The organism is Microbacterium deminutum, assembly GCF_039530205.1.
Lineage (GTDB): Bacteria > Actinomycetota > Actinomycetes > Actinomycetales > Microbacteriaceae > Microbacterium > Microbacterium deminutum.
In genome coordinates, this window is record NZ_BAAAOG010000001.1 from 370763 (window position 1) to 396921 (window position 26159).

Annotated in this window: 24 protein-coding genes and 1 tRNA gene; 16 read left to right on the top strand and 9 right to left on the bottom strand. The window is 68.3% G+C overall.

The window, feature by feature from the left end; genetic code table 11:
* Nucleotides 1–5 precede the first annotated feature (5 nt).
* Genes ABD212_RS01650 through ABD212_RS01660 form a run of 3 tightly spaced genes read right to left on the bottom strand, consistent with a single transcriptional unit; the run spans nucleotide 6 to nucleotide 2770 of the window.
* Nucleotides 6–920, bottom strand: coding sequence for a metalloregulator ArsR/SmtB family transcription factor (locus ABD212_RS01650; protein WP_344090515.1), 915 nt, complete (start codon nucleotides 918–920; stop codon nucleotides 6–8).
* A 24-nt stretch (nucleotides 921–944) separates the two neighbouring features.
* On the bottom strand, nucleotides 945–1439 hold the full coding sequence (locus ABD212_RS01655; protein ID WP_344090517.1) for a GNAT family N-acetyltransferase: 495 nt from the start codon (nucleotides 1437–1439) through the stop codon (nucleotides 945–947).
* 14 nt (nucleotides 1440–1453) lie between these two features.
* Nucleotides 1454–2770, bottom strand: coding sequence for an NAD(P)-binding domain-containing protein (locus ABD212_RS01660; protein ID WP_344090519.1), 1317 nt, complete (start codon nucleotides 2768–2770; stop codon nucleotides 1454–1456).
* Between the two features lie 87 nt (nucleotides 2771–2857).
* On the opposite strand from ABD212_RS01660, the gene ABD212_RS01665 reads away from it, so the two are divergent.
* Together ABD212_RS01665 and ABD212_RS01670 are read left to right on the top strand one after the other, a co-directional pair.
* A complete protein-coding gene (locus ABD212_RS01665; protein ID WP_344090521.1) occupies nucleotides 2858–3211 on the top strand; it encodes a metalloregulator ArsR/SmtB family transcription factor in 354 nt (117 codons plus the stop codon).
* The gene (locus ABD212_RS01670; RefSeq protein WP_344090523.1) at nucleotides 3208–3909 is read left to right on the top strand and encodes an aquaporin; all 702 of its coding nucleotides are present in this window, start codon (nucleotides 3208–3210) and stop codon (nucleotides 3907–3909) included. The genes ABD212_RS01665 and ABD212_RS01670 overlap by 4 nt, the downstream gene beginning before the upstream one ends.
* Here the strand turns inward: ABD212_RS01670 and ABD212_RS01675 are convergent.
* On the bottom strand, nucleotides 3888–4100 hold the full coding sequence (locus ABD212_RS01675) for a helix-turn-helix transcriptional regulator (RefSeq protein WP_344090525.1): 213 nt from the start codon (nucleotides 4098–4100) through the stop codon (nucleotides 3888–3890). The genes ABD212_RS01670 and ABD212_RS01675 overlap by 22 nt on opposite strands.
* Before the next feature lie 98 nt (nucleotides 4101–4198).
* On the opposite strand from ABD212_RS01675, the gene ABD212_RS01680 reads away from it, so the two are divergent.
* Nucleotides 4199–4855, top strand: a complete 657-nt coding sequence (locus ABD212_RS01680; protein WP_344090527.1) for a hypothetical protein — start codon at nucleotides 4199–4201, stop codon at nucleotides 4853–4855.
* Nucleotides 4842–5993 carry a site-specific integrase gene (locus ABD212_RS01685; RefSeq protein WP_344090529.1) on the top strand — a complete coding sequence of 384 codons (1152 nt, stop codon included), beginning with the start codon at nucleotides 4842–4844 and terminating at the stop codon, nucleotides 5991–5993. The genes ABD212_RS01680 and ABD212_RS01685 overlap by 14 nt, the downstream gene beginning before the upstream one ends.
* A gap of 14 nt (nucleotides 5994–6007) precedes the next feature.
* Here ABD212_RS01685 and ABD212_RS01690 read toward each other — a convergent pair whose 3' ends face one another.
* Together ABD212_RS01690 and ABD212_RS01695 are read right to left on the bottom strand one after the other, a co-directional pair.
* Nucleotides 6008–6472 (bottom strand): YdeI/OmpD-associated family protein, encoded by a 465-nt coding sequence (locus ABD212_RS01690; RefSeq protein ID WP_344090531.1) that lies wholly within the window; start codon nucleotides 6470–6472, stop codon nucleotides 6008–6010.
* Between the two features lie 159 nt (nucleotides 6473–6631).
* A tRNA-Met gene (locus ABD212_RS01695) sits at nucleotides 6632–6704 on the bottom strand.
* Nucleotides 6705–6990: 286 nt separating this feature from the next.
* Here ABD212_RS01695 and ABD212_RS01700 point away from each other — a divergent pair.
* Nucleotides 6991–10125 (top strand): S8 family peptidase, encoded by a 3135-nt coding sequence (locus ABD212_RS01700; protein ID WP_344090533.1) that lies wholly within the window; start codon nucleotides 6991–6993, stop codon nucleotides 10123–10125.
* Between the two features lie 124 nt (nucleotides 10126–10249).
* Here the strand turns inward: ABD212_RS01700 and ABD212_RS01705 are convergent, their stop codons facing one another.
* Nucleotides 10250–10579, bottom strand: coding sequence for a hypothetical protein (locus ABD212_RS01705; protein ID WP_344090535.1), 330 nt, complete (start codon nucleotides 10577–10579; stop codon nucleotides 10250–10252).
* A gap of 234 nt (nucleotides 10580–10813) precedes the next feature.
* Here ABD212_RS01705 and ABD212_RS01710 point away from each other — a divergent pair, with 234 nt between their 5' ends.
* The 4 genes from ABD212_RS01710 to ppk2 all read left to right on the top strand — a co-directional run bounded on the left by ABD212_RS01710 (nucleotide 10814) and on the right by ppk2 (nucleotide 16280).
* A complete protein-coding gene (locus ABD212_RS01710) occupies nucleotides 10814–11701 on the top strand; it encodes a CHAD domain-containing protein (protein WP_344090537.1) in 888 nt (295 codons plus the stop codon).
* Nucleotides 11702–11738: 37 nt separating this feature from the next.
* The gene (locus ABD212_RS01715) at nucleotides 11739–12359 is read left to right on the top strand and encodes a GNAT family N-acetyltransferase (protein WP_344090539.1); all 621 of its coding nucleotides are present in this window, start codon (nucleotides 11739–11741) and stop codon (nucleotides 12357–12359) included.
* Between the two features lie 4 nt (nucleotides 12360–12363).
* Nucleotides 12364–15375 carry a hypothetical protein gene (locus ABD212_RS01720; protein WP_344090541.1) on the top strand — a complete coding sequence of 1004 codons (3012 nt, stop codon included), beginning with the start codon at nucleotides 12364–12366 and terminating at the stop codon, nucleotides 15373–15375.
* 95 nt (nucleotides 15376–15470) lie between these two features.
* Complete coding sequence (gene ppk2, locus ABD212_RS01725; protein WP_344090543.1) at nucleotides 15471–16280, top strand: polyphosphate kinase 2; 810 nt, start codon at nucleotides 15471–15473, stop codon at nucleotides 16278–16280.
* A 164-nt stretch (nucleotides 16281–16444) separates the two neighbouring features.
* Here ppk2 and ABD212_RS01730 read toward each other — a convergent pair whose 3' ends face one another.
* On the bottom strand, nucleotides 16445–16846 hold the full coding sequence (locus ABD212_RS01730; RefSeq protein WP_344090545.1) for a YccF domain-containing protein: 402 nt from the start codon (nucleotides 16844–16846) through the stop codon (nucleotides 16445–16447).
* Nucleotides 16847–17172: 326 nt separating this feature from the next.
* Between ABD212_RS01730 and ABD212_RS01735 the strand changes: the two genes are divergently transcribed.
* The 7 genes from ABD212_RS01735 (at nucleotide 17173) to ligD (ending at nucleotide 24910) form a co-directional block, all read left to right on the top strand.
* Nucleotides 17173–18327, top strand: coding sequence for an NAD(P)/FAD-dependent oxidoreductase (locus ABD212_RS01735; protein WP_344090547.1), 1155 nt, complete (start codon nucleotides 17173–17175; stop codon nucleotides 18325–18327).
* Between the two features lie 175 nt (nucleotides 18328–18502).
* A complete protein-coding gene (locus tag ABD212_RS01740; protein WP_344090549.1) occupies nucleotides 18503–20968 on the top strand; it encodes an ATP-dependent helicase in 2466 nt (821 codons plus the stop codon).
* A gap of 48 nt (nucleotides 20969–21016) precedes the next feature.
* Nucleotides 21017–22120 (top strand): SseB family protein, encoded by a 1104-nt coding sequence (locus tag ABD212_RS01745; protein ID WP_344090551.1) that lies wholly within the window; start codon nucleotides 21017–21019, stop codon nucleotides 22118–22120.
* 72 nt (nucleotides 22121–22192) lie between these two features.
* Nucleotides 22193–22645, top strand: coding sequence for an ArsR/SmtB family transcription factor (locus tag ABD212_RS01750; protein ID WP_344092375.1), 453 nt, complete (start codon nucleotides 22193–22195; stop codon nucleotides 22643–22645).
* The gene (locus tag ABD212_RS01755) at nucleotides 22642–23127 is read left to right on the top strand and encodes an SRPBCC family protein (protein WP_344090554.1); all 486 of its coding nucleotides are present in this window, start codon (nucleotides 22642–22644) and stop codon (nucleotides 23125–23127) included. Before ABD212_RS01750 ends, ABD212_RS01755 begins: the two co-directional genes overlap by 4 nt.
* A 1-nt stretch (nucleotide 23128) precedes the next feature.
* Nucleotides 23129–23725, top strand: coding sequence for a dihydrofolate reductase family protein (locus tag ABD212_RS01760; RefSeq protein ID WP_344090556.1), 597 nt, complete (start codon nucleotides 23129–23131; stop codon nucleotides 23723–23725).
* 156 nt (nucleotides 23726–23881) lie between these two features.
* Complete coding sequence (gene ligD / locus ABD212_RS01765; protein WP_344090558.1) at nucleotides 23882–24910, top strand: non-homologous end-joining DNA ligase; 1029 nt, start codon at nucleotides 23882–23884, stop codon at nucleotides 24908–24910.
* A 6-nt stretch (nucleotides 24911–24916) separates the two neighbouring features.
* Here ligD and ABD212_RS01770 read toward each other — a convergent pair whose 3' ends face one another.
* The gene (locus tag ABD212_RS01770) at nucleotides 24917–26098 is read right to left on the bottom strand and encodes a serine hydrolase domain-containing protein (protein ID WP_344090560.1); all 1182 of its coding nucleotides are present in this window, start codon (nucleotides 26096–26098) and stop codon (nucleotides 24917–24919) included.
* Nucleotides 26099–26159: the final 61 nt, after the last annotated feature.

The window sequence follows — 26159 nt, forward strand, 5'->3', positions numbered from 1 at the left end:
AACGTCTATGCTTTAGCGACCTGCTCTGGTGAACGTTCGGTGTCCAGTTCCTCAAGCAGGGCGCGCACGCGGGTGTCGATCTCGTCGCGGATGCCGCGCACTTCCTCGAAGGGCCTGCCGACCGGATCGTCGAGATCCCAGTCAAGGTATCGCCTGCCCGGGTAGATCGGGCAGGCGTCGCCGCAGCCCATAGTGACGACCACATCAGCGGCTTTGACGGCTTCGTCGGTGAGCGGTTTGGGGAACTCGCCGCCCAGCGGCACGCCGATCTCGTCGAGCGCCGCAACGATGCTCTGCCTCACTTCGCCTGCCGGGGCGGAGCCCGCGGTGCGGACGGTGACCCGCTCCCCGGCGAGGTGCCGCAGGATCGCGGCGGCCAGTTGCGACCGGCCGGCGTTCTCGACGCAGACGAACAGCACCTCCGGGGTGCCGATGACCGGGTGCCGGGCCCGTGCCAGGGCGTCGAGCCGGGACGCGCTGAACGATGCGGTGCGGGACGCGAGCCGGGAGACGGGTCCTTCTGCCGCGAGCAGCCGGTAGCTGTCGTCGACGTAATGCGCCACGGTCTCGGCGCTGAAGACGCCGTGGAACCGGGTCGCCAAGTCGCCGGAAATCCGTTCCAGGTCGGGTGCGGGGTGCGGCGTGGCGGCGCGGTCGCCGAGCACGGCGTCGACGCGTTCGCTGCTGTCCGGGGCGATCGAGTACCAGACCCGGCGGCCATCGGGCTCGCGTTGCACGACCCCCTGGTCCAGCAGGGCGCGTATGTGGTGGCTGACGGTGGGCTGGGTCAGCTCGAGGGTCTCCGCGAGTCTCCCGACAAGCGCGCGACCGTCGTCGGCGTCGCGGATCAGTTGCAGGATTCGGGCGCGGGTCGGATCGCCGAGCACCGTCAAGGCACGGTCGGCGGTCGCGGCATCCATAGACACGAGTCTATCGCCGAGGGCTCAGTCGAAGCCGTTGTGGGAACTGCGGCGTTCGATGAGGATCGTGTCGCGCCATTGCCCGGAGTGCGGTCCGGCGCCGGAGCGTGCGATCCGCTCTCTTCTCCCAACGATGCGGAAGCCCGCCGCCTGGTGGAGTCTCAGGCTCGCCGTGTTCTCAGGGAAGATGCTGGACTGGATCGTCCAGATGCCGGCTTCCTCAGCCGCGCCGATGAACGCGTCGAGCAGGAGCCGGCCGATCCCGCTTCCACGCGCATTCCGTTCGACGTACACCGAGTGCTCTACGACGCCCCGGTACGCGGCTCGGGATGAGATGGCGGATGCCGCCACCCATCCGACGACCGAGTTCTGGTCGTCGATGCCGACGAATCTCAGTCCCGGAATCTTGCCGGCGTCGAAGGCGTCCCAGGAAGGGGTCGTCGTCTCGAAGGTGGCTTCGCCGTCTTCGATCCCCTGCGCGTAGATCGACTCGACCGCGGGCCAATCGGCGGAGGTCATCTCACGAAGGCGGATCACGAGCAGCAGCCGCCTCCGTCGCCGAGATCAGTGGAGCAGACTCCCGTCGCAGGAAGGACGAGATCGACCTTGGATGCCGACGCCATGTCACCGGCGAGCCACGCTGTGACGGAGCGGACCTGCTCGTATCCGCTGGCGAGCAGGAACGTCGGCGCCCGACCATAGGACTTCATCCCGACGATGAAGAACCCGTGCTCGGGATGCGTCAGCTCACGGAAGCCATGCGGCTCCACCGTCCCGCACGAGTGGACGTTGGGATCGATGAGCGGCGCGAGGCGCTTGGGCGCTTCGACGATCTCGTCCAGTTCGAGTCGGATCTCACGGAGGATGTCGAGGTCTGGCCGGAAGCCCGTCGCATTGACGACCACGTCGGTGGTGTGGACGACGACCTCGCCGCTGCGGTGGCCGACCAGCTCGACGGCGTCGCCTGTCCGACGGCCGCGGATGATCTCGAAACCGTCGAGGAGGGTGATGTCGCCGTCGGCGACAGCACGGTCGACGCCCCTCCCGAGTCGAGCCCGATCGGCGAGCTCATCGTCAGGCGACGACGACACGCGCACGGCCTGCGCGTTGCGGATCAGCCACGTCACTCTGGTGTCGGGCTCCTGGCGCGCCAACTCGACAAGCCCAAGCAGCGTGTTCGCCGCTGAGTGGCCGGCGCCCACAACCGTGGCGCGACACCCGGCGAACTGGGCCCGATCGCGGCCGAGGACGTCAGGTAGGGCGGGCGTGACCCGGTCGGCGATCTCCGCCATGCCCAGCAGCTCGAGCCCGCTGGATGACAAGGAGTTGGGGGAGAGGTACGTGCCGGACGCGTCGATGACGGCACGCGCCGAGACATCTTCGACATCGCCGGAGGAGGTGCGGATACGGACGGCGAACGGCGTGCCGGTCCGACCATGCGAACGAGTCCGGTCCATACCTTCCCTGGTCACGCCGATGACTTCGACGCCGAGCCGGAGCCTTGATCCGATCTCCTCGACCTGTGCAAGCGGAGCGACGTAGAGCTCGACCACTTCAGCGCCGGTCGGTGCCCGGTCCGGATCGGGGAGCTGCCAGCCCCGCTCCTCGAGGAGTCGCCGGGACGAGGGATCCACAAGGTGCTTCCACGGCGAAAACAGCCTGGTGTGACCCCACGCCCGCACGCTCGCGGCCACCTCATCGCCGGCTTCGAACATCGCGAACTCGATGCCGCGCTCCACCAGGTTCGCGGCCGCGGCCAACCCGATCGGACCGGCACCGATGATCACGACGGGAAGAGTCGCCAGTCGGTCGTTCTCCACGACGCGGGGGGTCAGGTCGAGCAGGGTCACGGCGTCCTCCAATGGAATATCGATGAGTGTCGATATGGAAGTCTCACCCATCTATCGACATCTGTCAATATCGACTACTCTCAATATATGACCACCATGCTCGAGGTGACCGACGTCACCGCCGCCGGCACCTGTTGCACGCCCCTCGTGCGCGAACCCATCTCCGCCGACGAGGCCGAGCAACTGGCGCAGACGATGAAGGCCCTCGCCGATCCAGCACGCCTGCGTCTGCTGTCGATCGTCGCCGCCTCCGAGAACACCGAGGCGTGCGTCTGCGATCTCATCGAGCCCGTCGGGCTGAGCCAGCCCACCGTCTCGCATCACCTCAAGGTCCTCACCACCGCCGGATTCCTCACTCGCAGCAAGCGCGGCACCTGGGCGTACTTCAAGCTCGTCCCGGGCGCGCTGGACCGCATCTCGCAACTCTTCGTTGGATCGTGACCACAACCCTCCGCGCTGCCGTCGGCGAATTCCTCGGCAGCGCCGGCCTCGCCGCGGTCGTCATCGGGTCCGGCATCGCCGCGCAACGCCTCTCCCCGACGGATGTCGGCCTGCAACTTTTCGAGAACGCGTTCGCGACCGCGCTCGGCCTTGCCGTGCTCATTGTCGTGTTCGCAACGGTGTCCGGATCGCATTTCAACCCTGTGGTGACCATTGTCGACGTGGTGCTCCACCGACGGCCGTGGTCGATCGTCGCCGTCTACCTACCGGTCCAGGTGATCGGATGCATCGTCGGCGCCGTCCTCGCCAACCTGATGTTCGCGGAACCCGCGGTGGAGTGGAGCACGAAGGATCGATCCGGCTGGAACCTGCTCCTCGCAGAGGTCGTCGCCACCGCGGGGCTGATCTTGCTCATCTTCGCGCTCGCGCGCACCCGACGCTCCCACCTCGCGGGGCCCGCGGTCGGCGCCTACATCGGCGCCGCGTACTTCTTCACGTCCTCCACGAGCTTCGCCAACCCCGCCATCACGATCGGACGCATGTTCAGCGACACCTTCGCCGGCATCGCCCCGACATCCGCCCTCCCGTTCATCGGCGCTCAGCTGGTGGGAGCGCTGCTGGGGTGGGTGGTTGTCCGGTGGCTCGTCCCGGAGCAGAGCGCGGAATCGAGTTCAACTCAGCCAGCAACGAGTCGATGATCGGTGCGGTCGAACGCGCACCCTTCCATCCACTCGATGATCTGTGAGCGCCGATAGAGGATCGTCTTGCCGGAGAGTCGGTAGAAGATCGGCCCCCCGCCGCGATAGCGAAGCTGCGCGAGAGCGGCCTTGGAAAGATGCGTCAGCTCCGCCGCCTGCGTGAGCGACAGCCACTCTTCTTCGCCGTCCATCGTCACCCCGTTTGCGTTGTCGCGTCATCGATAGGCAAAGTCTGGGGTCGACTGCCTAGTCATGTCAATGAAGCGCACTGGGGTGGCAAGATGGGCTCATGGAGCAGTACGTCCGGCAATCGGGCAGCAGCATCGTCGTTCCTCCCGGAATCTCCGTCAAACCCGTCATCGATGCCACGATCCCTGTGGCCACTGGGGGGGTGGGTGCGCTGAGAGAGGGCGACCTCGCACATGCCACCTGCCGGCTCGAGTACTCCGAAAGCGCTGGGCGCTACGAAATCGCTGCGTTCGGACTGGATCGACGACAGGCCGAGATCGAGATCACCGGCGCACTCTGGCGGACCGTGCGTGTCCAAGAGATCATCCAGACGGTGATCGACATATCACTGCCCCTATGGACTCGTCCTATCAGCGACCTTCGTCGCGACCACAGCGTGACCGCCCGAGACATCCCGGGCCTGGAGGGCGGCAGTCCGGATGCCATCCTGCTCACCGCCGTCGCGTACCGAATCGCCGAGATCTCCAACGAGAATCCCGCTCTCGCCGTGGCGGAGACCCTTGGGCTCAAGCAGCGAACCGCAACCAACTGGATCCAGCGCGCCCGCACCGACGGCTACTTCAGCCGGACGGACCATGAGAAGCAAGCGCGGATGATCGCGAAGGCGATTGAGCCGCTCGTCGCGCCGCCCATGGCGACACGCGAGCAGGCCGAAGCTCAGCTAGAACTCATGAGGAAAGCCCATGGGCACCGTTGAGTCCTACGACACCGGGGCTGGCCGACGCTACCGAGTCCGCTACCGGACACCGGACCGCAAGCAGACGGACAAGCGCGGCTTCCGCACCAAGCGCGAGGCCGAGCTGTACCTCGCGACAGTCGAAGTCTCGAAGGCGACCGGGGAGTACATCGATCCGGCTCGCTCCCGCACGACTATCGGCGAACTGGGTCCGAACTGGCTCGCGGCCAAACGAACGCGGCTGAAGCCCTCCAGCTACAAGGCGCTCGAGGACGCCTGGCGCGTCTATGTGGCGCCCGGCTGGGGTGCGACCACCGTCCCCGCTGTCACGTACAGCGACGCACGAGCGTGGGTCTCGCAGCTGTCAGCGGGAGCCGCCAAAACGGACCGGCGGGATCACATCCGATCCAGAGGCCAAGGCGCGCGACCCAAGAGCGCCACAGTCGTGATCCGCGCTCACGGTGTCCTGGCGTCCGTGCTCGACATCGCGGTGAGAGACCGTCGAATCTCGCACAACCCGGCACGAGGGATCGACAACCTGCCGCGCAAGGAGCGCAAACCGCACCAGTACCTCACGCACGCCGAGATCCAGCGACTCGCGACAGCATCCGGCACCCACGCCACCTTGATCTACCTCGCCGCGTACACCGGACTCCGGTGGGGCGAACTCACCGCGTTGCGCGTACGAGACGTCGACGCCCTGCGCCGGCGCCTCGCGGTCACCGAGAGCGCGGTCCGGGTCGGGGCGGAGATCCACGTCGGGTCACCGAAGACGCACGAACTCCGGTCGGTGCCTTACCCCGAGTTCCTCGAGCTGCCGATCGCGAAACTCTGCGAGGGGAAGCCGCGCGACGCCCTCCTGTTCGGCGGCGGGCTCGACTACCTGCAGCGGCCGCGCGCATCGGGCAAATCGCGGTCCTGGTTCGTTAGAGCCCTCGACGACGCCGGCCTCGAGCGGATGACCGTCCACGATCTCCGGCACACCGCCGCTTCACTCGCGATCAGTTCCGGCGCGAACGTCAAGGCCGTGCAGCGGATGCTCGGACATGCCTCCGCCGCGATGACGCTCGACGTGCACGCAGACCTGTTCGACGACGATCTCGACACCGTCTCGGCGTCCCTCAATGCCGCGCGAGCCGCCTCGATCGCGAAAGCCTGAGGCTTGGCCGCAGGTTACGGATGCTGTTTGTGCCCTTGCTGCAGTTGGCGAACCATCTCGGCGATCCGGATGGGCCGTTGATCCGGTTGACGCTTCGTGGAGTCGATCCACCGCAGCCATGCAGTGCGGTAGAACTGCGCTAGCGAGTCGAAGAAGGCGGCAGCATCCGGAGCGGCGTCAAGTGCCGCGGCGATGTCCGGCGCGAGGTCGGCTCGCTGCGGTCCTTCCGGCTCGAGCGCCACCTCCACCTCGGTTCCGTCGCTCAGCGGGACTCGGCACCACGCCGGGCCGAGCACGATCACCGGTTCGCCGTTCCGCTGCTCGATGACACCTCGCATCGGGCGGTCGGCCACGGAGCCCGTCACATGGTGCCGCGGCTTGTCGCCCCAGACCTCGTTCGGGTCGAAGGGAATCGAGAACTGCGTCCGCCCCTGCCGGTCCACCGCAACCGCGGTGCGGAACCTCCGTCGCTCTCCCACGAGCCCCAGCCTGCCACCACCGCGCTCTGACGTTGAGAGGCCTGCTGCGACATCTATCCACAAGCCCATCCACGAAAGTGTGGGCAAATCGCGGTTCGCCGAGCAAGCTGAGAGCCGCGATCCCAGTGTTTACAAGGGATCGCGGCTCTCATTCCTTCGACGCGACGGCGGGAGTCGAACCCGCACCGCTGCCGGTTATGAGCCGGTGCCCGGGACCGCCCGGATCGCCGCGATGGCATGACGTTACCGCGCCGTGACCTCGGGCGGGAGGAGTGTTTCGTGTGTGTTCGCTGTGCGTCCTTGTGTTTCGCCGGCCGCCGCGATCGGGCCGCGAGAGCGCTGATCGTCGCCGAGGCGATCGGCGACGATCAACGGGCGATGATTGCCGTTTCGCACCGAATCGGACGCTCAGCTTAGCGGTCTGCTCAACCTGAGAGTTTTCTGTTGACCTTTCTTGAGTTCCCACATAACGTGCGCTCGTACGATCAATCCCCCTTGCACCGAGAAAGTAGGCCCTCTTGTTCCGACGTTCTCTGGCAGTGGTCGGCGCAATCGCGCTGGCGATCGCCACTCCCACTGCGGCGCTGGCCGCAGGCCCAGGCGACGATCCGTCGTCGAAATTCCAGAAGTCCGAGACCCGTGGAGCCGTCCCCAAGACCTTCCATCCCATGGGCGTAGGCGCTGACGGTCGGGTCACAGTCGTCGTGGAGATGAAGGGCGACCCCGTCGCCGTCGTCGAGGCCCAGGAGGGTCGAGACCTCACCACCGCCGAGCGGAACACGATCAAGAGCACGCTCAAGAAGGCGCAGGACGTCGTCACGGATTCGATCAAGAGCAAGGGCGGCCAGATCCAGGCCAGCATGCAGTCGGCCTACAACGGCATCCAGGCGACGATTCCCGCCGCGCAGGTCGACGCACTGGCCGCACTGCCCAACGTCGTGGCGGTTCACCCGGTCACGAGGTACACGGTCGACAACGCGGTCTCGGTGCCCTTCCTCGGCGTACCGCAGGTGTGGCAGAACACGGGCTACACAGGCAAGAACGTCAAGATCGCGATCATCGACACTGGTGTCGACTACACCCACGCGAACTTCGGCGGCCTCGGAACGGTCGCGGCATACGATGCAGCGCACGCCACCGAGACACAGCCCGCAGATCCGGCGCAGTTCGGTCCGGCCGCGCCGCGCGTGAAGGGCGGCTACGACTTCGTCGGCGACTCCTACAACGCCGACCCCACGTCCGCGGACTACCAGCCGGTTCCCCACCCCGACCCGAACCCCCTCGACTGCAACGGCCATGGCAGCCACGTCGCCGGCACGGCTGCCGGCAGCGGCGTCGCGGCTGGCACCACGTACCACGGCCCGTATGACGCCTCGACGCCGTCGAAGTCGTTCGACATCGGTCCGGGTGTCGCACCCCAGGCCGACGTGTACGCCTTGCGTGTGTTCGGCTGCGATGGCTCTACGGACGTCGTCGTCCCGGCGATCGACTGGGCGGTCGACCATGGCATGAATGTAATCAACATGTCGCTCGGCTCGCCGTTCACCCGTGGTGACGCCCCAGATGAGGTCGCCGCCTCGAACGCGATCGGCGCGGGCGTGGTCGTCGTCAAGTCGGCCGGCAACGAAGGTCCGAGCCCGTACCTCGCCGGGAACGGCGACGGTGTGATCTCGGTCGCTGCGATCGACAGCTCGGAAAGCTTCCCGGCCGCCGAGATCACCGTCGGCGGCGTCGCCGTCCCTGCGATCAACGCCAACGGTGCCAGCCTCGCCGGCCTCCCCAGCCTGCAGGTCGTGCGCCTCACGGACGATCCCAGCACGGCCGAGAATGAGCTTCTCGGCTGCTCGGTCGCCGCGTACACGAAGGCCGGAATCACAGCGGGTGGCAACCAACTGGCCGTCTCGACACGTGGCACATGCGGCCGAGTCGCAAAGGCGATCTACGCACAGCAAGCCGGAGCGGCTGCCGCGGTCATGATCAACAACGCCGACGCCTTCCCGCCGTACGAGGGCAAGATCACGACCAACCCCGACAACGGTGAGCCGTTCACGGTTACGATCCCGTTCCTTGGTGTGAAGTCGTCCGACGGTGCCAAGCTCGTGGCTGGTCAGCCGGCCACGATCGCCGCGGCCGGAACATTGCCGAACCCCTCATTCCGCAACTATGCGTCATTCAGCTCGAGCGGTCCTCGCAGCGGCGACAGCGCATTGGGCGTGGATGTCGCAGCCCCTGGTGTTTCGATCTTCTCGACTGGCGTCGGCACTGGCAACCTCCCTGCGAACTTCTCAGGGACGTCAATGGCCTCGCCGCACGTCGCAGGGGTGGCCGCACTGACGGTGCAGGCGCACCCGACGTGGAAGGCGAGCGAGGTCGCTGCGGCGATCGTCGCGACCGCCGACCCCGACAAGGTCGTCGGCCAGTACCTCGTCCGCGGCGGTGTCGGTCTTGTGGACGCGGCGCAGGCCGTGGGCGCTCAGGTCACGGCAACGGGTGACGCCTTCAAGACGGACAGCGGATGGCTGCGCGAATCCGCGCTCAGCTTCGGCTTCCAGGAGTCGTCGCTCGGATTCGCCGGAGTGAAGACCATCACCGTCTCGAACTACGGCAAGAAGGCCGTCACCTATTCGGTGTCGTCCACGCCGTCGCAACAGTCCGAGAAGGCGAAGATCGTGCTCAGCCACAGCAAGGTCACGGTACCCGCCGGCGGCAAGGCCAAGATCGTCGTGGGCCTCGCAGCGCCCACGAGCTCGGTGGGCACCTCACTTGCGGGAGCCGACCAGTTCTCGTTCTACGAGTTTTCGGGCGACATCGTGCTGACATCGGCGACGGACACGCTGCGCGTGCCCTACCTTCTCGTGCCTCGCTCGACGAGTCGCGTCGGAGTGGCCGGCGGCGACCCGCTGTTCAGGAAGAACGCGACTGTCGCGGACGGCCAGAAGTCGGTCAAGCTGAGCAACCCGCTCGGTGCGCTCCCGGCCAGCGCGGACTTCTACACGTGGGGTCTGAGCGACGCGAAGGATGTTGCGAAGTCCGTGGTGGACAGCGGGTACGACTTGCGCGCCGTGGGCGTCCAGTCGTTCCCTGCTGCGGCGGGCGATCAGATCCTCGCCTTCGCGATCAGCACGCACACGCGGTGGTCGAACGCGGCGAGCAATGAGTTCGATGTATACATCGACACCAACGGCGATGGCGACCCTGACTGGGATGTGTTCGCGGCCGACGAGGGAGCCACCCTCGCGGGCGACTACAACGGCATCACGGGAGTGTTCGGGGTCAATCTCAAGACGGGTGACGGCTTCGTGTCGGACTACTTGGCGCAGGCGCCGACTGACAGCAGCACGATCGTGCTGCCGTTCCTCGCGAGCAACATCGGACTCACGTCTGCAACCGGCACGTTCGGGTACACCGTCCGGAGCTTCTCGCTGGTCACAGGCCTGTCGGATGACTTCGTCGGTTCGGCGATATACAACCCATGGAAGCCCGCGCTGAGCAACGGCCAGTTCGAGACGGTGCCGCGCAACGGCAGTGTCACCGTCCCGGTCGACGTGAACTCCGCACAGGTCTTTGCCCAGAAGCCGCTCGGTGTCATGGTCGTGGTCGCGGACAACGCGTCGGGGGCCCGAGAGGCGCTCCTGGTCAAGACCACCAAGTAGCCCAGCTGCAGAGAGAAGTGGCGCCCCGTCGCAAGGCGGGGCGCCACTTCGTGCGCGAGAGCATCCGCTTCGCTCAGACCAGGAACCGGATGCCGCGGCCAGGGTCCGGTATCCCGAGCCCTGCTCAGCGCTTGCAGAGCTTCGGGGAATCGGACGTCCCGAATCGGTAGTCGTAGCGGACGGCGTCGACGGTCACGATGACCTGCATCCCGTCCACAAGCGCCTGGGTGTAGGACTGGCCGGGCTGCGGGCATCCGAGTGCTCCGCTGTTCCACGTCACCGCAGTAGCGGACACAAGTTCGGGAGTGCCGGTCACACCCTGCGACTCGAGGTTGGCGACGATCGCATCCCACCGGGCCGGCGGCACGGCGGTCGGCGAACCGCTCGGTGCGATGGGTCCGGGCGTCACTGTCTGGAACGGCGGGCGTCCTGACGGCTGCGGTGGTTGCGTCATGGGGGCTCCTGAACACGCGGTCAGCGAAAACAGCAGAAGCGCTCCGGCGGCGGTGATGAGATACCGGGCCATGTCACTCCTCCAGGTCGGGCTCAGCGTAGAAGACCGGCCTCCGAGTTGGCTTAGAGCTCGGCGAACGCGCGCCGAGCATGCGAGAGAACAGATGCGCGCTGATCGGCTGCGCGTCCGCCCGCGGGTATAGCCTCGACGCCAGGCCCGGCGACAGGAGGATCGATGGCGGAAGCCGTGCCCGACGGACACCCCACGACAGCGGATGACGTCATCCGGGCGATCATCCAGTTCGCGGCGGACCGGCTCATCACCAGCCAGCCGGGCGCGATCCAGGACATTCCCGACGGCGTGCATCAGCACCGGACGAGCGTGCGCCGGCTTCGGAGCGTCCTGGCAGCCTTCCGCGACTTCCTCGATGAACCCGCCGCACAGGATCTGCGCGTGCAGTTCGCAGAGTGGGGCCACCAGCTCGGCGTCGTCCGCGACGTCGAGGTCCGCGCGGATGTCGCGGCCGCGGCGATGGATGACCTGGGCATCGACGATCCCGTCATGCGCGTGCGTCTGGTCGAGACCGAGCACGAGGAGTACGCCAGGGCCCACGCCCGGCTGTGCGAGCTGTACGACGGTCCCCGTTCGAGCGCGCGGATGACGGCTCTCGAGGAGTTCGCATCTGATCCCGTCGCGGCGGTGGATGCCGACGCGCCGCCGGATCGGCTGCTCGATGTCGTCCGGCATGAGGCGCGGCGCGTGCGCAAGGCGGCGAAGCGCAGCGACGGCTCGATCGAGTCGCTCCACGATGTGCGCAAGGCGGGCCGGCGCCTGCGGTACGTGGCAGAGGCGCTGCACGAGGCCGACCAGGAGTCCTTCGGCGACGACTGCGAGGAGCTGGCCGCGGCGGGAGAGGAGGTCCATGACGCGCTCGGGAGCCACCGCGACGAGCTGATCTTCATCGAGCGGCTCGAGCTCGCCCGCGTCCAGGCCGGTCGTGCCGGCGAGCGGGTCGAGCACTACGACGCGCTGATCGAGCGCGCCTCGGAGCGTGCGGAGAAAGAGCTGGCCGGACTCGGCGACGCTCTGGATCGCGTGAAGGCCGCGGCCGCCGCGCTGTGACCGACGCGGTGTCCGAGCCGACGGATACCGTGTGCGCATGGCCGAGCTGAGGGTCCTACCCGCCCGGGACGCGGGGTGGCAGGCCGTGGACGCGGTGTTCCAGGCTGAGGCATCCGCGCGCAACTGCTGGTGCCAGTTCCACGTGCTGTCCAACCGTGACGCCGCGCGAAGCAGCCGCGACACACGCCGAGCGCTGCTGGCCGAGCAGATCGACATCCTCGACCCTCCCCGCGGGCTGGTCGCACTCGATCGCGACGAAGCCGTCGGCTGGTGCGGGGTCGAGCCGCGCGTTCGCCTTCACCACGTGCTCGCAAGCCGGCTGGTGCGGCAGCACAGCCCGTACGACGCGTCCGACGGACAGGTGTGGTCGGTGTACTGCATCCTCGTGCCGCCGCGGTACCGTCGTCGCGGAATCGGGACGGATCTCCTGCACGCCGCCATCGAGCACGCTCTCGCCGGCGGGGCCGAAGCTCTCGAGGGATACCCGATCGACACGGCCGCGCGCGGCGGCGTGCTGCCGCCCGGCTTCTCGACGGGCACAGTGGGCATGTTCGTCGACGAGGGCTTCCACGCCGGGGCGGCGCTGCCGAGCGGACGCACACTCGTCCACAGGTCGGCCCGCGCGGACGAGAGCGGTGGCCGCGAGCGGCTACCGTGATTCCATGACGACGGCGGCCAAGCGGGGGATCCTCGCTGTGGTCACCGCCATCGTGCTGGTCGCCCTCGGAGTGGGGCTGGGGGTCGTCGTCGGCGACGCGCTCGGCATCCGCACCGAGCCGGCGACCCAGATGAGTCCCGCCGCCCCCGTCGACACCGACATCGCGGCCGCCGTGCCACCGCCGCGGTTCACGACCGTCGACGCGCCGGAGGGACCCCGCGTGGACGCGGCGCTCGACGAGCTGCTGGATGCCGCGGCCGATGCCACTCACACCGCCGGCGAGGCATCCCTCACCGTCGTCTCGGGTGACGGCGACGGCGGCGACGACACCTACCGGCTGAGCGGGACGCCGACGGCGCTCAAGGTCGAAGCGTCGACCATCGCCGGTGCCGTCCGCGGGGTGTACGACCTGGCCGCGCAGATCCGCGCCGGCCGATCGGTGGCCGAGCACCTGGGCGAAGAGGTCGCCTCGCGCCTGCCGTTCCGGATGGTCGAGATGGGAGCCGTCGGGGTGGATCCGAACCCGGCGGAGTGGGCGCCCGGCACCGACTACTCGCACGCCTCGAAGGCGTTTGCGGATGTCTTCCTGCCCGAGGCCCCGTACATCGACCAGAAGGCGCTCGCGTCGGCGTATGCCGACTTCGACACCTTTCTGCGCCACTCGCTCGCGAACGGGTACAACGCGGTCGCGTTCCCCGGCTTCGTCGAGTTCGTGACGTTCGACGACGTCCCCGGCGGCCCGGTCTACGCGGGAGGCGACGACCATCGCGCCAAGGCGATCGCGCTGCGCGACGCGTTCGGACCGTTCTGGGACCACGCGCAGGAGCTCGGCATGAAGGTGTTCCTGCGCACGGACATGCTCACCCTCACAACCCCGCTCGAGAAGTACCTCACCGACCGCTTCGGCTCGCTCGATACCGAGAACCCCCAGCTGTGGGACGTCTACACCGCGGGCCTCGACGAGCTGTACGCCGCGGAGCCGGCGCTCGACGGCGTTCTCATCCGGATCGGCGAGGCCGGCCGCGTCTACGACGTGCCGGGCTGGGACTACTACTCCGAGCTCGCGGTGAAGACGCCGGACGCCGTGCGGGCGATGCTCACGTCGCTGACGCGCCAGGCCGAGGCATCGAACCGAGAAGTGATCTTCCGCACCTGGAGCGTCGGGGTCGGCGCCGTCGGCGACATGCACACGAGCACCGACTCGTACGAGGCGGTGCTCGGCGGCATCGACTCGCCGGCGCTCATCGTCTCGACGAAGTACACGCTCGGCGACTTCTACAGCTGGCTGCCGCTGAACAGCACGCTCGAGCAGGGCGACCAGCGCCGGATCATAGAGTTCCAGAGCCGGCGCGAGTTCGAGGCGTTCGGGGCGTTCCCCAATGACCTCGGACGCGAATACCAGTTCGCGGTGCAGAAGCTGCTCGCGGCGAACCCGCACATCGAGGGCATCTGGACGTGGACCCAGGACGGCGGTCCGTGGCGTGCGGGGCCCATGACGCTGTACCTGAAGGCCGGGTTCTGGCAGCTGTACGAGCTGAACACGCAGCTTGCGGCATCCCTCGCCCGCGATCCCGACGCCGACGTGGCGGCGGTGACCGCCGCGTGGGCTCACGAGTGGTTCTCGGATGATCCCGACACAGTTCGCGCGATCGTCCAGGCGATGAACGGATCGCGGGACGCCGTCGAGCACGGCCTGTACATCGAGCCGTTCGCCGAGAAGCGCGTCTTCGCGATCGGGCTCGAGCCGCCGCCCATGATGTGGATCTTCGAGTGGGACATCCTGACCGGCGACTCGGCGGTGCTCGACGTCATCTACTCGATCTCGCACGACCGCGTCGACGAGGCGATCGCCGACGGCAAGAAAGCCGTCGCCGACGTCGAGGCGATGCGGGATGCCGTGTCATCGACGGATGCCGCGACCTGGCACGACCCGTCGATGCGCGGGGCATTCCGGGGCACTCTCGACTACGAGGTCGACGTGCTGCGGATGCTGTCGGCCTACCGCGAGATGATCCTGTACCAGGGACAGTGGCATGACACCCTCTCGTCTGCGTCGTACGATGCGTGGTCGTCGGCCCGCGATGAGTTCACGACGCTCGCCGCGGCCCACACGGAGAAGTACGCAGGGGATGTCGACTACCCCGCGTACAACCTGACCGCTGCCGAGCTCGGGGTCCAGCGCGCGGACCGAGACCTCGCGATGGCCTGGATCGCGCGCGGGCTGCTGCTGCTCGCGATCGCCTGGCTCATCATCGGGATGTTCGCGGCGCGCACCCGCCTGATCCGCCGTCCCGGCGCAGCGGCGGCCCGGGCCTCCTGGCTCGCGTCGACGCGTCCGTGGCGGGCACGCGAGTCCACGCTCGGGATGCTCGCTCCCGATCGATGGCTCATGGTCGGGCTGCCCGCAGCCCTGCTCGTCGCGACGCGAGCGGTGCAGACCTCGTTCCTCTCATGGACTCAGCTCGCCATCGTCCTGAGCGCATGGCTGATCTTCGTTCTGGTCGTGCGGCTCCTCGTCGGACGCCGATCACCGTGGCCCGTGATCGCTGCAGTGGGGGGAGTCGTCGTGCTGCGCTGCGTCGTCACGCTCTTCGCGCTCTCGTTCACCGGGCCGGGCGGCTACTGGTACTCGTTCTGGACGCAGCCCACCGCACGCACGATCTACATCGCGATCGCCTTCGCCCTGTTCGTTTGGGTGTTCGTGGCCGCTGGCTGGGCATTGGTGGCGCAGGTCGGACGCCGTCGGGCGACCGGCATGGTGCTCGCGGCAGTCGGACTCGCCTTGGCGATACCGGCGGGGATCGTCTCGGCGATCGGTCTCGAGACGGCGCTCACGGTCTGGAACGACCAGATGGGGCTGCTGCCCTGGGGCCTGGCGCGCATCCTCGGGATCACGGTGTATCTCGACATCCCCGCCGACACGGCCCTCTGGGCCGCGGTGTTCGGAGCCGTCATCGCCGGCGTCGGCTTCGCGCTCGCCATCCGCTGGCGTCGCGGCGCGGCATCCGTCGCCTGAGAGTCCCGCTGCGGGTCACGCCTGCTGGTCGCCCCGGTGCGGGACTAGTCTTGCGCCAACGCGCGCCGAAGCGCGATGCACCACGGGAGACGCGGATGTCGAAGAAGCCCAAGAAGTCGGCCAAGCCCGATGGCGGTCTCAGCGGGAAGAAGTACGCCAAGGAGCTCAAGAAGCTGCACGTCGAACTCGTGAAGCTGCAGGAGTGGGTCCGCTACAAAGGCCTCAAGGTCTGCATCGTCTTCGAGGGTCGTGATGGGGCGGGCAAAGGCGGTGTGATCAAGGCGATCACCGAGCGGGTCACTCCGCGCGTCTTCCGCGTCGTGGCGCTGCCTGCTCCGAACGACCGCGAGCGCAGCCAGATGTACATGCAGCGGTACATGCAGCACTTCCCGGCCGCCGGTGAGGTGGTCATCTTCGACCGCAGCTGGTACAACCGCGCCGGGGTCGAGCGGGTCATGGGCTTCACCGACGAGGCGACCGCACGCAAGTTCCTGCAGCAGGTTCCGTTCGTCGAGCAGGCGATGGTCGACTCCGGCATCATCCTGCTCAAGTACTGGCTCGAAGTCACTCCCGAGGAGCAGACGCGGCGCCTCGAAGGCCGCATAACCGATGGTCGCAAGATCTGGAAGCTCTCGCCGATGGACCTGCTCTCGTATAACCGCTGGTACGACTACTCGCGCGTCCGCGACGAGATGTTCGACGCGACCGACACTCCGACCGCACCGTGGCATGTGGCCATCTCGGACGACAAGGAGCGCGCGCGGCTCAACATCATCTCTCACCTGCTGTCGCAGATCCCGTACGAGGAGGTGCCACGCGAAGAGCCGGTGCTTCCAGAGCGTCAGGATCCGGGCGACTACGTCGACCCGCACTACCCGTATCGTTACGTGCCCGAGAAGTTCTGAGGCGTGGATGCCGGGCCACGGAATCCGTTTCGTCTCCGTCGCTGCGCTCCGCCGGTCAACGACCGGGACGCTCGCGGCCGGCCGGTCCTTCGCTCGGCGACCGCGACCCGCTACTCCCCGGTCGTTGAGCGGACGAAGCGAGACGAAACGCGCTGTACCCGGCACTACGAGCGGACGACGTCGAACGCGCCCTGGCCGGTCGAGACGATCTCCTTGCCGAGCGGCATCAGTGAGATCGGCACGAGCTTGAAGTCCGCGATTCCGAGCGGGATGCCGATGATCGTGAGGCACAGCACCAGGCCCGACACGATGTGGGCGATTGCCAGCCACCAGCCGGCGAGGATCACCCAGACCACGTTGCCCAGGAACGAACCGACGCCCGCTGTCGGCTTCGCCACGATCTGCCGGCCGAACGGCCACAGCGAGTACATCCCGATCCGGAACGAGGCGATGCCCCAGGGGATCGTGAGGATCAGGATGCACAGCACCACGCCGGTGAGCATGTAGCCGACGAAGAGCCAGAAGCCGGCGAAGACGAGCCAGATGATGTTGAGGAGCGTGCGCACGCGTTCAGTCTTGCAGGGTGGCGCTGGGGGTCGGCCCGGAGTCCTCCGGTGAGCGGAGGAGGATCGGCCTGCGGAGGGGCGCACACCGCCGAGGGGACCTCCGCTCTGCCGAGACCCTCCGCTCGGCGGAGGAGCCCTGCTCGGCCGCGAGACACCCGCCCGCGCCCCACCCATCCACCGCGACCCACCCCACCCATCCACCACGACCCGCCGACGCTGACCCACCGCCACCCGCCCTCCGTACCGGCCGGTGGAAGCACCCGCCTCGCCCGCCCGACCTCGGCGCTAGAGTGAGCGCCAAGTGTGACCGGGGGAGGTGAGGGCGCATGACGCAGCGCGTCGTGGTGCTCGGGGCGGGGTTCGGCGGGTTGGAGGCCACCAGCCTCCTGTCGGAGGAGTTCGGCGACGAACTCGACGTCGTCCTGATCGACAAGACCGCCGGCTTCGTGTTCGGCTTCTCGAAGCTCGACGTGATGTTCGGGCGCAGCATCCCGGAGCAGGTGTTCCATCCGTACGCGAACATCGTGAAGCCCGGCGTGCGCTTCGTACAGGCCGAGATCACGGCGATCGATGCGGCGGCCAAGCGCGTCGAGACGACGGTGGGGGCGTTCGAGGCCGACTTCCTCGTGATCGCGCTCGGCGCCGACTACGACGTCGCGCGGACGCAGGGGCTCGCCGAAGCCGGTCATGAGTTCTACAGCGAAGCCGGTGCGTTCGCACTGCCCGACACGCTGGCGGCGTTCGAGGGCGGAGACGTCGTCATCGGCATCACGGCGGGTCCGTTCAAGTGCCCTCCGGCCCCCAGCGAGACGGCGCTGATGCTCGACGCGATGCTGCGGCAGCGCGGCATCCGGGACTCGTCGACGATCACGCTCGTCATGCCCTTTCCGCGTCCGATCCCACCGTCGCCGGACGCTTCGGCGGCTCTCCTTGCGACCTTCGAGGAACGCGGGATCACCTGGCATCCGGACACGGGAGTGCGGTCGCTGGATGCCGCGGCACGCGTCGCCCGCCTGGGAGACGGATCGACGCTTCCGTTCGACCTCTACCTCGGCGTGCCCGTGCATCGGGTGCCTGCGGTCGTCGAGGCGTCGGGGCTGACCGTCGACGGATGGATCCCCGTGGATCCGCGCACGCTCGAGACGTCATGGCCGGATGTCTACGCCGTGGGGGACTGCGCCTCGGTCGGCACGCCGCGCGCGGGCGTCTTCGCCGAACGCCAGGGTGCGACCGCTGCCCGGCGGATCGCCGCGCGGGTGCGCGGCGAGTCCGGCGACGCGCTCTACGACGGTCGCGGCGTCTGCTACGTCGAGTTCGGAGGCGAGGAGATCGGTCGTGTGGAGGTCGCCTTCTTCGAGGGTCGCCCGCACGGTTCGATGGAGGGGCCCTCGCTCGAGCTCGCCGCCGAGAAGCGCGAATTCGGCGCATCGCGGATCAAGCGGTGGTTCGGTCGCGAGTGGACGCCGGCCCTCGCCGAGTAGGCCGGCGCCGCCGTCTCGGGTTCGGGGCGGGTTCGCTCCCGTGGGGCGTGGATCCTGCGCCCCGACGGACAGAATCCGCCCCGAACCGGCAGCAGACACCCGCGCGCACGGGCCGACGGCGGCGCCGCGGTTGCCGGGGTCCACTGTCGGCCGGCCCGCCTAGACTTGACGAGCCATGACCGACGCCCGCACGCCCATCATCGTCGGCGGAGATCGCGGACCCCAGCCCAGCCTCGGTGCCGGCTCGCCCGCCGCGGCAGGCGGCCCGCGCGCCGACGAAGACCTGCTCGCGGGACTCAACCCGCCGCAGCGCGAGGCCGTCACTTACCGGGGCCAGGCGCTGCTCATCGTGGCGGGCGCAGGGTCCGGAAAGACGAGCGTGCTCACCCGCCGGGTGGCGAGCCTGCTGCGCAACAAAGAGGCCTGGCCCAGCCAGATCCTCGCGATCACCTTCACCAACAAGGCCGCGGGCGAGATGCGCGAGCGCGTCGAGCAGCTGGTCGGCGACTCGGCGCGCGGCATGTGGATCTCGACGTTCCACTCGGCGTGCGTGCGCATCCTGCGCCGCGAGGCCGAGCAGTTCGGCTTCACCAAGTCGTTCACCATCTACGACTCGGGCGATTCGCGGGCGCTCATCAAGCGGCTGGTGAAAGACCATGAGGCGGATGCCTACGGCCTCACCCCCGCGGGCACCCAGGGCCGCATCTCCAAGCTCAAGAACGAGCTGGCGGATGCCGAGTCCTATGCCCGCCAGGCGAACATGAGCGACCCCGCCGAGCGGGTCTTCGTCGACGTGTTCACGGACTATCAGCGCGAGCTCCAGCGCGCCAACGCCTTCGACTTCGACGACCTCATCGGGCAGACGGTGTACCTGTTCCGCGCGTTCCCCCACGTCGCCGACGTGTACCGCCGTCGATTCCGGCACATCCTGGTCGACGAGTACCAGGACACGAACCACGCCCAGTACGCGCTCATCCACGAACTGACCCGTCCGCCGGGCTCCGACGCGCCGCCGATCGCAAGCGGCGGCATGATGATCTTCGAACCCGAGCCGAGCGCCGAGGATGCGGCATCCCTCACCGTCGTCGGGGACTCCGACCAGTCGATCTACGCCTTCCGCGGCGCCGACATCCGCAACATCAGCGAGTTCGAGCGCGACTACCCGGGCGCGAAGGTGGTGCTGCTCGAGCAGAACTACCGCTCGACGCAGAACATCCTGAGCGCTGCGAACGCCGTGATCAGCCACAACTTCGACCGCAAGGACAAGAAGCTGTGGACGGATGTCGGCGCGGGCGAGAAGATCGTCGGCTTCACCGGATACTCGCAGCACGACGAAGCCCAGTTCGTCGCCGACGAGGTCGACACCCTGCGCCGCGAGGGCATCGACTACTCCCAGATGGCCGTGTTCTACCGCACCAACTCGCAGTCCCGTGCACTGGAAGAGATCTTCATCCGCTCGGCGGTGCCATACAAGATCATGGGCGGCACCAAGTTCTACGAGCGCGCCGAGATCAAGGATGCGCTGGCCTATCTCGTCGCGGTCTCGAATCCCGCCGACGAGATGGCGATGCGGCGCATCATCAACAAGCCGCGCCGGGGCATCGGCGATGTCACGATCGAGACGATCTCGCGCTACGCGCAGGACGAGCAGATCACCTTCCGCGACGCGCTCGCGAACTCGTCCGCTCTAGGCGTAGGGCCGAAGATCCAGGCGGCGATCGCGCACCTGGATGCCGTGCTGGCCGAGGCGACCGACCTCATGCTGCCGGCATCCGGCGAGCTCGCGCCGCCGACCGCGGTGGCCGAAGGACTGCAGCTGCTGCTCGGCAGGACCGGCTACACCGACGCGCTGCGCGCGAGCCGCGACCCGCAGGACGAGGCGCGTGTCGAGAACCTCGACGAGCTCGTCGCGGTCGCCCGGGAATTCGCGCGCAACAACCCTGAGGGCACCGTCATCGACTTCCTCGCCGAGGTGGCGCTGGTATCGGATGCCGACGACCTCGAGGACGCGTCCGGCTCCGTGTCGCTGATGACGATGCACACGGCGAAGGGTCTCGAGTACGACGCGGTGTTCGTCACCGGCGTCGAAGAGGACCTCATCCCGCACCGGATCTCCGCCGGCGAGCCCGGAGGGCCACAGGAGGAGCGCCGCCTCTTCTACGTCGGTCTCACCCGCGCTCGAAAGCGCCTGTACCTCTCGCTCGCGATGACCCGCGCCCAGTTCGGCGAGGTCTCCGTCGCCATGCCGAGCCGATTCCTGCAGGAGATCCCGCCCGAGCTGCTGCACTGGCGTCAGTCGCCGGGCGACGTCAACTCGCGCGGCGGCACGCAGTCACGCGCCCTCAACGCGCGGCGACCGGGCGGTGGCAGTGGCTTCGGCACCTCCGCGAGCCGATACGGCGACGACCTGGTGCCGAGGTCCACATCGATCGAGAAGTTCGCGAACCGCATCCCCGCGAAGGTGCGCGACAACGGCGACATGCAGCTCGCGCCGGGCGACCGCATCCGCCACGACGACTTCGGCGAAGGACGAGTGGATGCCGTCACCGGGGAGGGCGCGAAGCGCATCGCGCACGTCCGCTTCGACGCAGTCGGACCCAAGAAGCTGCTGATCAAGATCGCCCCTATCGAGAAGCTCTGATCCGAGGGCGCTCGGGCGCGCCACGGGACCCCAGGTTAGGCTCGGACGATGGCCCTCTTCTCTCGCCGCCCGAAGGGCGCACCCGACCCGTCCGCCTCTCAGCCGGCGCCTGAGGCCGACGAGGTCGCGCCCCCGGCGCCCGAGGCTGACGAGGTCGTGCCCCCTGCAACGGATGTCGTCGAGGTCGGCGCGACCGATGCGCCGGCGCCCGAGGTAGATCCAGCCCCGGGCGATGCGGAGCGGACCCCGGAGGCCGCCGCGACGCCGGAGGCTGCGGCATCCGTCGACATCTCGGTGTCGTCGTTCCGCGGACTGGGCTCTGCCGCGCCCGGGGTGCACCCGCCCGTTCCGGCCGAGGCGCCTGCAGAGACCGAGACGATCCCGGGCCTGCGGGACAACGTGCTCGTCCGCGATGCGCTCGCCGCGCTCTCGGAGCCGCCCACGTCGCAGCAGCTGCTGAATGTGACACGTCAGCTGCTGCAGGGGCACCTGTTCCTCCGCGTGAAGGGGGACGCGAGGGCGTTGCTCGCAGCAGGCGAGGAGCTGCCGCTGGCCGTGGCCGGGATCGGCGACCAGACGTTCATCCTCGCCTACAGCAGCGGATCCGCGCTGCAGGCGAGTGTTCGCGCGGATGGCGACACCGAGACGTCCGCGATGGGACAGCCGGTGCTCGCCGTCATCCGGCACCTGCTCGCGGGACCGTATCAGGGCCTCGTGCTCGACCAGTCGTCCGCACCGGCCCGCGCGGTGCTCTCGCGCGAACTGCTCGAGCGGCTCATCGCAGAGATCGACGAATCGCTGACGCTGAAGACCCTGCTCGCCGAGGAGCGCACACCCCAGACGGCTGCTGCAGTGGCGGAAGCGCTCGCGCGGGTTCCGCTGTGGGTCGCCGTGGGCGGCGTCCCAGGGGAACTGCCGGGGATCGCCGAGGGCCGATCGGAGGATGGATCACGGTTCCTCGAGGTGTATTCGCACCCGATCGAGGTCGCGGCGATGGGGCGCTCGGACCAGGCTGCGCCGCTGAGCGGCGCGCAGCTCGCCGGTGCCCTGCGCAGCGATGAAGGGCTGACCGGGGTCGTCATCAATCCGCAGGGACCGTGGATCCGCCTCTCCCGCAGCGACCTCGCTCCACTCCTCGCACTCGCGAACTGAAACGGGCCTTGACTCCTGTGCCCCATCGTCATATCGTGTTATCAACGTACTAGTTGATAAATGAGTGAGTTGATGAACAAGTCGGATGCCGCGCTCGACCGAGCCTTCGCTGCCTTGGCCGACCCGATCCGGCGGGCGATCGTCGCACGTCTGAGCAGGGGCTCCGCCACGCTCGGCGAGCTCGCCGAGCCGTTCGCCATCTCGCTTCAGGCGGTGTCGAAGCACATCAGCGTGCTCGAGGACGCCGGACTGGTGTGGCGCACGCGTGAGGCGCAGCGCAAGCCGGTGCACCTCGACGCCGCGGCGCTCGAGCGACTGACGTCGTGGATCGATCGCTACCGGCTCGAGGCTGAAGCCGCCTACCGGCGTCTGGACGCCGTGCTCGCGGCATCCGGATCGAGCTCCGGCGACCACCGCCCACCCACATCACCTGCGCCGCGCCGCAATGCCGGCGGCCGCGCCGTCCCTCGCACACCCACCGCCCCGGCCCCGGGGCTCAACCAGGAAGAAGGAGAAGCACCATGAGCACCGCAAACCCCGTCGTCATCGAGGCGACGCCAGGCCAGTCCTACGCCGACATCACCCGCGAGTTCGAAGCACCCGTCGAGGCGGTGTTCCGCGCTCACGCGGACCCCGAGCTCTTCAAGGTCTGGATCGGGCCCCGCTCGCTCCAGACCACGATCACGCACTGGGACTTCCGGACGGGCGGCGGCTACCGGTACGAGCAGACGGATGCCGATGGCAACACATACGCGTTCCGCGGCATCTTCCACACCGTCCGAGAGAACGAGCTGCTGATACAGACGTTCGAGTACGAGGGCACGCCCGACGAGGTCAGCATCGACGCGATGCGCTTCGAGACGCTGCCCGACGGGCGCTCGCGTCTGGTCGACCACAGTGTCTTCCCATCGATCGAGGTGCTCGAGGGCATGATGGCCGAGGGCATGGAATACGGGATGAACGAAGGCTACGAGAAGCTCGACGAGCTGCTGGCGGCGCAGGGCTGACATGGGCAAGGTCGTCTCGTCCGCATCGACCTCGCTCGACGGCTTCGTCGCATACCCGGACAACGACCCCGGCCCCCTCTTCGACTGGTACGAGGCAGGAGACGTCGAGATCGTCAATCATGGCGATCTGCCGCCGTTCCACCTGACCAGCGAGAGTGCCGACTACTGGACCGGGTGGGTCGGCGAGATCGGCTGCCTGGTCGTCGGCCGCCTGCTCTTCGACATCACCGATGGGTGGAAGGGCGAGCATCCGATCGGCGTGCCGTTCGTCGTCGTCACCCACGAGCCGCCCACCGATTGGAAGTGGGGCTCGACGGGCAACGGCCACTTCGTCACGGACGGCATCGAGGCGGCCATCGCGCGCGCCAAAGAGATCGCCGGGGACAAGTCGGTGGGGGTCGCCGCGGGCACGATCGCCGGTCAGGCGCTCGCCGCCGGCCTCCTCGACGAGGTCGCGATCGATCTCGTGCCGGTCGTTCTGGGCAAGGGGCATCCGTACTTCGCGGACATCGCACCCGCGGACGTCAAGCTCGGCGACCCGACGCTCATCATCCGGTCGAGTCGGGTCACGCACCTTCGGTTCCCGGTGGTGAAATGAGGTCGGCTTCCGAGGCCGGCGCGCGCTGTCACGGACAGGATCGACGAAACAGCGCCAGAAGTGCGTCTCGAACCCGGTCAGAGCGGATCAAGGCACGCGCGCGAGATTGCTGGCCGTTGTGTCGCGCACGTCGCACCCCACCCGTAGGGTCGGACCATGGCGTCGGAGCGCATCACCCTGACCGTGGCCGGACCTGACGGAGATCGCGAGGTCGGGCTCTCGAGCCCCAACCGCGTGCTGTGGCCCGACCTCGGCATCACCAAGCACGAGCTCGCAGAGTACCTGCTGGCGGTCACGGGACCGTTCCTCAACGCGAACGGCGACCGGCCGGTCTCGCTCGAGCGGTTCCCCGAGGGCGTCGACGGTGAGCGGTTCTACTCCAAGAACCCGCCGAAGGGGGCGCCGTCCTTCGTCGAGGCGCAGACCGTCACCTACAACAGCGGGCGGCGGCATCCACAGCTCATCCTCACCGAGATCGCCACGGCGGTGTGGGCGGTGCAGATGAACACGATCGTCTTCCACCCGTGGGCGTCGCTGACCGCGGACACCGACAACCCCGTCGAGCTGCGCATCGACCTCGATCCGCAGCCGGGGACGGACTTCGCCGATGCCGCGGACGTCGCGCCCGCGCTGCGCGACGTCCTCGCCGAGGCGGGCCTGACGGCGTTCATCAAGACGAGCGGCAACCGCGGTCTCCACGTCTTCTGCCCGATCGAGCCGTCGCATGAGTTCCTCGACGTGCGTCACGCCGTGATCGCCGCGGGCCGCGAACTCGAGCGACGGCTGCCCGACAAGGTCACGATGAACTGGTGGAAGGAGGAGCGCGGCGAGCGCATCTTCATCGACTTCAACCAGGCGAACCGCGACCGGACGATGGCCGGCGCCTACAGTCCGCGTGCCTTGCCGGGCGCGACGGTGTCGACGCCGCTGACGTGGGACGAATTGCCGGATGCCGATCCCGCTGCGTTCACGGTGCGGTCGATGCCGCAGCGGCTGAGCAACGTCGGCGATCCGTGGGCCGACCTGCTCAGCAAGCCGGGCCGCATCGACACGCTCCTGGAATGGTGGGAGCGCGACCTGGCGGAGGGCCTCGGCGAACTGCCCTTCCCGCCGGACTTCCCGAAGATGCCTGGCGAGCCGCCGCGCGTCCAGCCCAGTCGCATCAACCCCGAGAACTGGACGTGACGCGGGTCAGCCGACCTGCGGAAGGATGAGGTACTCGATCATGTTGAACGCTTCGTCGGTGTGGAACTGCTCGGCGAAGTCGGCTGGGTCGCGACCGTTGTAGTCCGAGACCACGACGACCACCAGGTCGCGCTCGGGCACTGCCGCGAGCATGAGTCCGCCGTATCCGAGCGCAAGGAACACCGGCCCATGGTCGGTGCGATCCACCCACCATCCGTACCCGTAGCCGCTCGGGCGCCGACCCGTCTCCGCATGGCTCCTCGTGGACGCTTCCACCCACTCCCGTGAGACCACGCGGCGGCCGTCCCAGACTCCGCCGTCGACGTACAGCCGTCCGAGGGCGAGCAGGTCCTCCGGCCGCAGCTTCAGGAGCCCGGCGCCCACCTGAGTGCCCCGAGGGTCCGTCGGCCAGGCGAATCCCGCGGCGAAGTAGCCTTCGGCGAGTACGGTGTTCCGCACCTCGACGCTTCGCACCGGGTGGACCCACGCCGGCTCCGATCGGATGCCGATCCGATCGAAGAGCTGCTTCCGCGCATCGTCGAGCACCGAGCCCTCGGTGGCCTCATCCAGGATGGCCGCGAGCAGGTGGGCCCCGGCATTGGAGTAGGCGAACGATCCGTCGCCAGGGCCGCGCGCCACGCGGTCGGCGATGATCGTGCCAACCCAGTCCGTGCTCGCGGTGAGGTTCAGCTGGTCGTTGTAGGGAGTGGATCCTCCCGGCGCGAAGCCGGCGGTGTTCGAGAGGATGGCGCGGAGCGTGATCGCGGCGACCTCGCGCGTCATCGCGCCGCGGTATGCCGGGAGCAGCTCTCCGAGCGTCGCGTCGAGACCGGATATGCGCCCTTGATCGATCGCGATGCCGATCAGGATGGAGACCACACTCCCGGTCGCCGATCCGACGTTGACGTAGTCGTGCGCGTGCTGTCCGCGCCAGAGCGCGAGGACCGTCTCGCCGCCCTGATCGACGAGCACCGCACGCACCTTGTCGTACTCATCGAAGCGCTGCAGGAACGACTGGACGTCGGAGCTCAGTTTCGCCGCCGACGCGGAGTCGTGATCCGACGGCGAACAGGCGGGGACGAGGATCAGCGACGCCGACGTCACAAAAGCGGCCGCTGCCGCCGCGACGCGACGGCCCACCGCGGTCAGACCCTGCAGGGCCCTCACGGCGGGGCGAAGATCCGACATCCCGTCCATCACGCGCTCGAATCGACGAAGTCCTGCTGCACGTCCGAGGCTAACCGTCCAG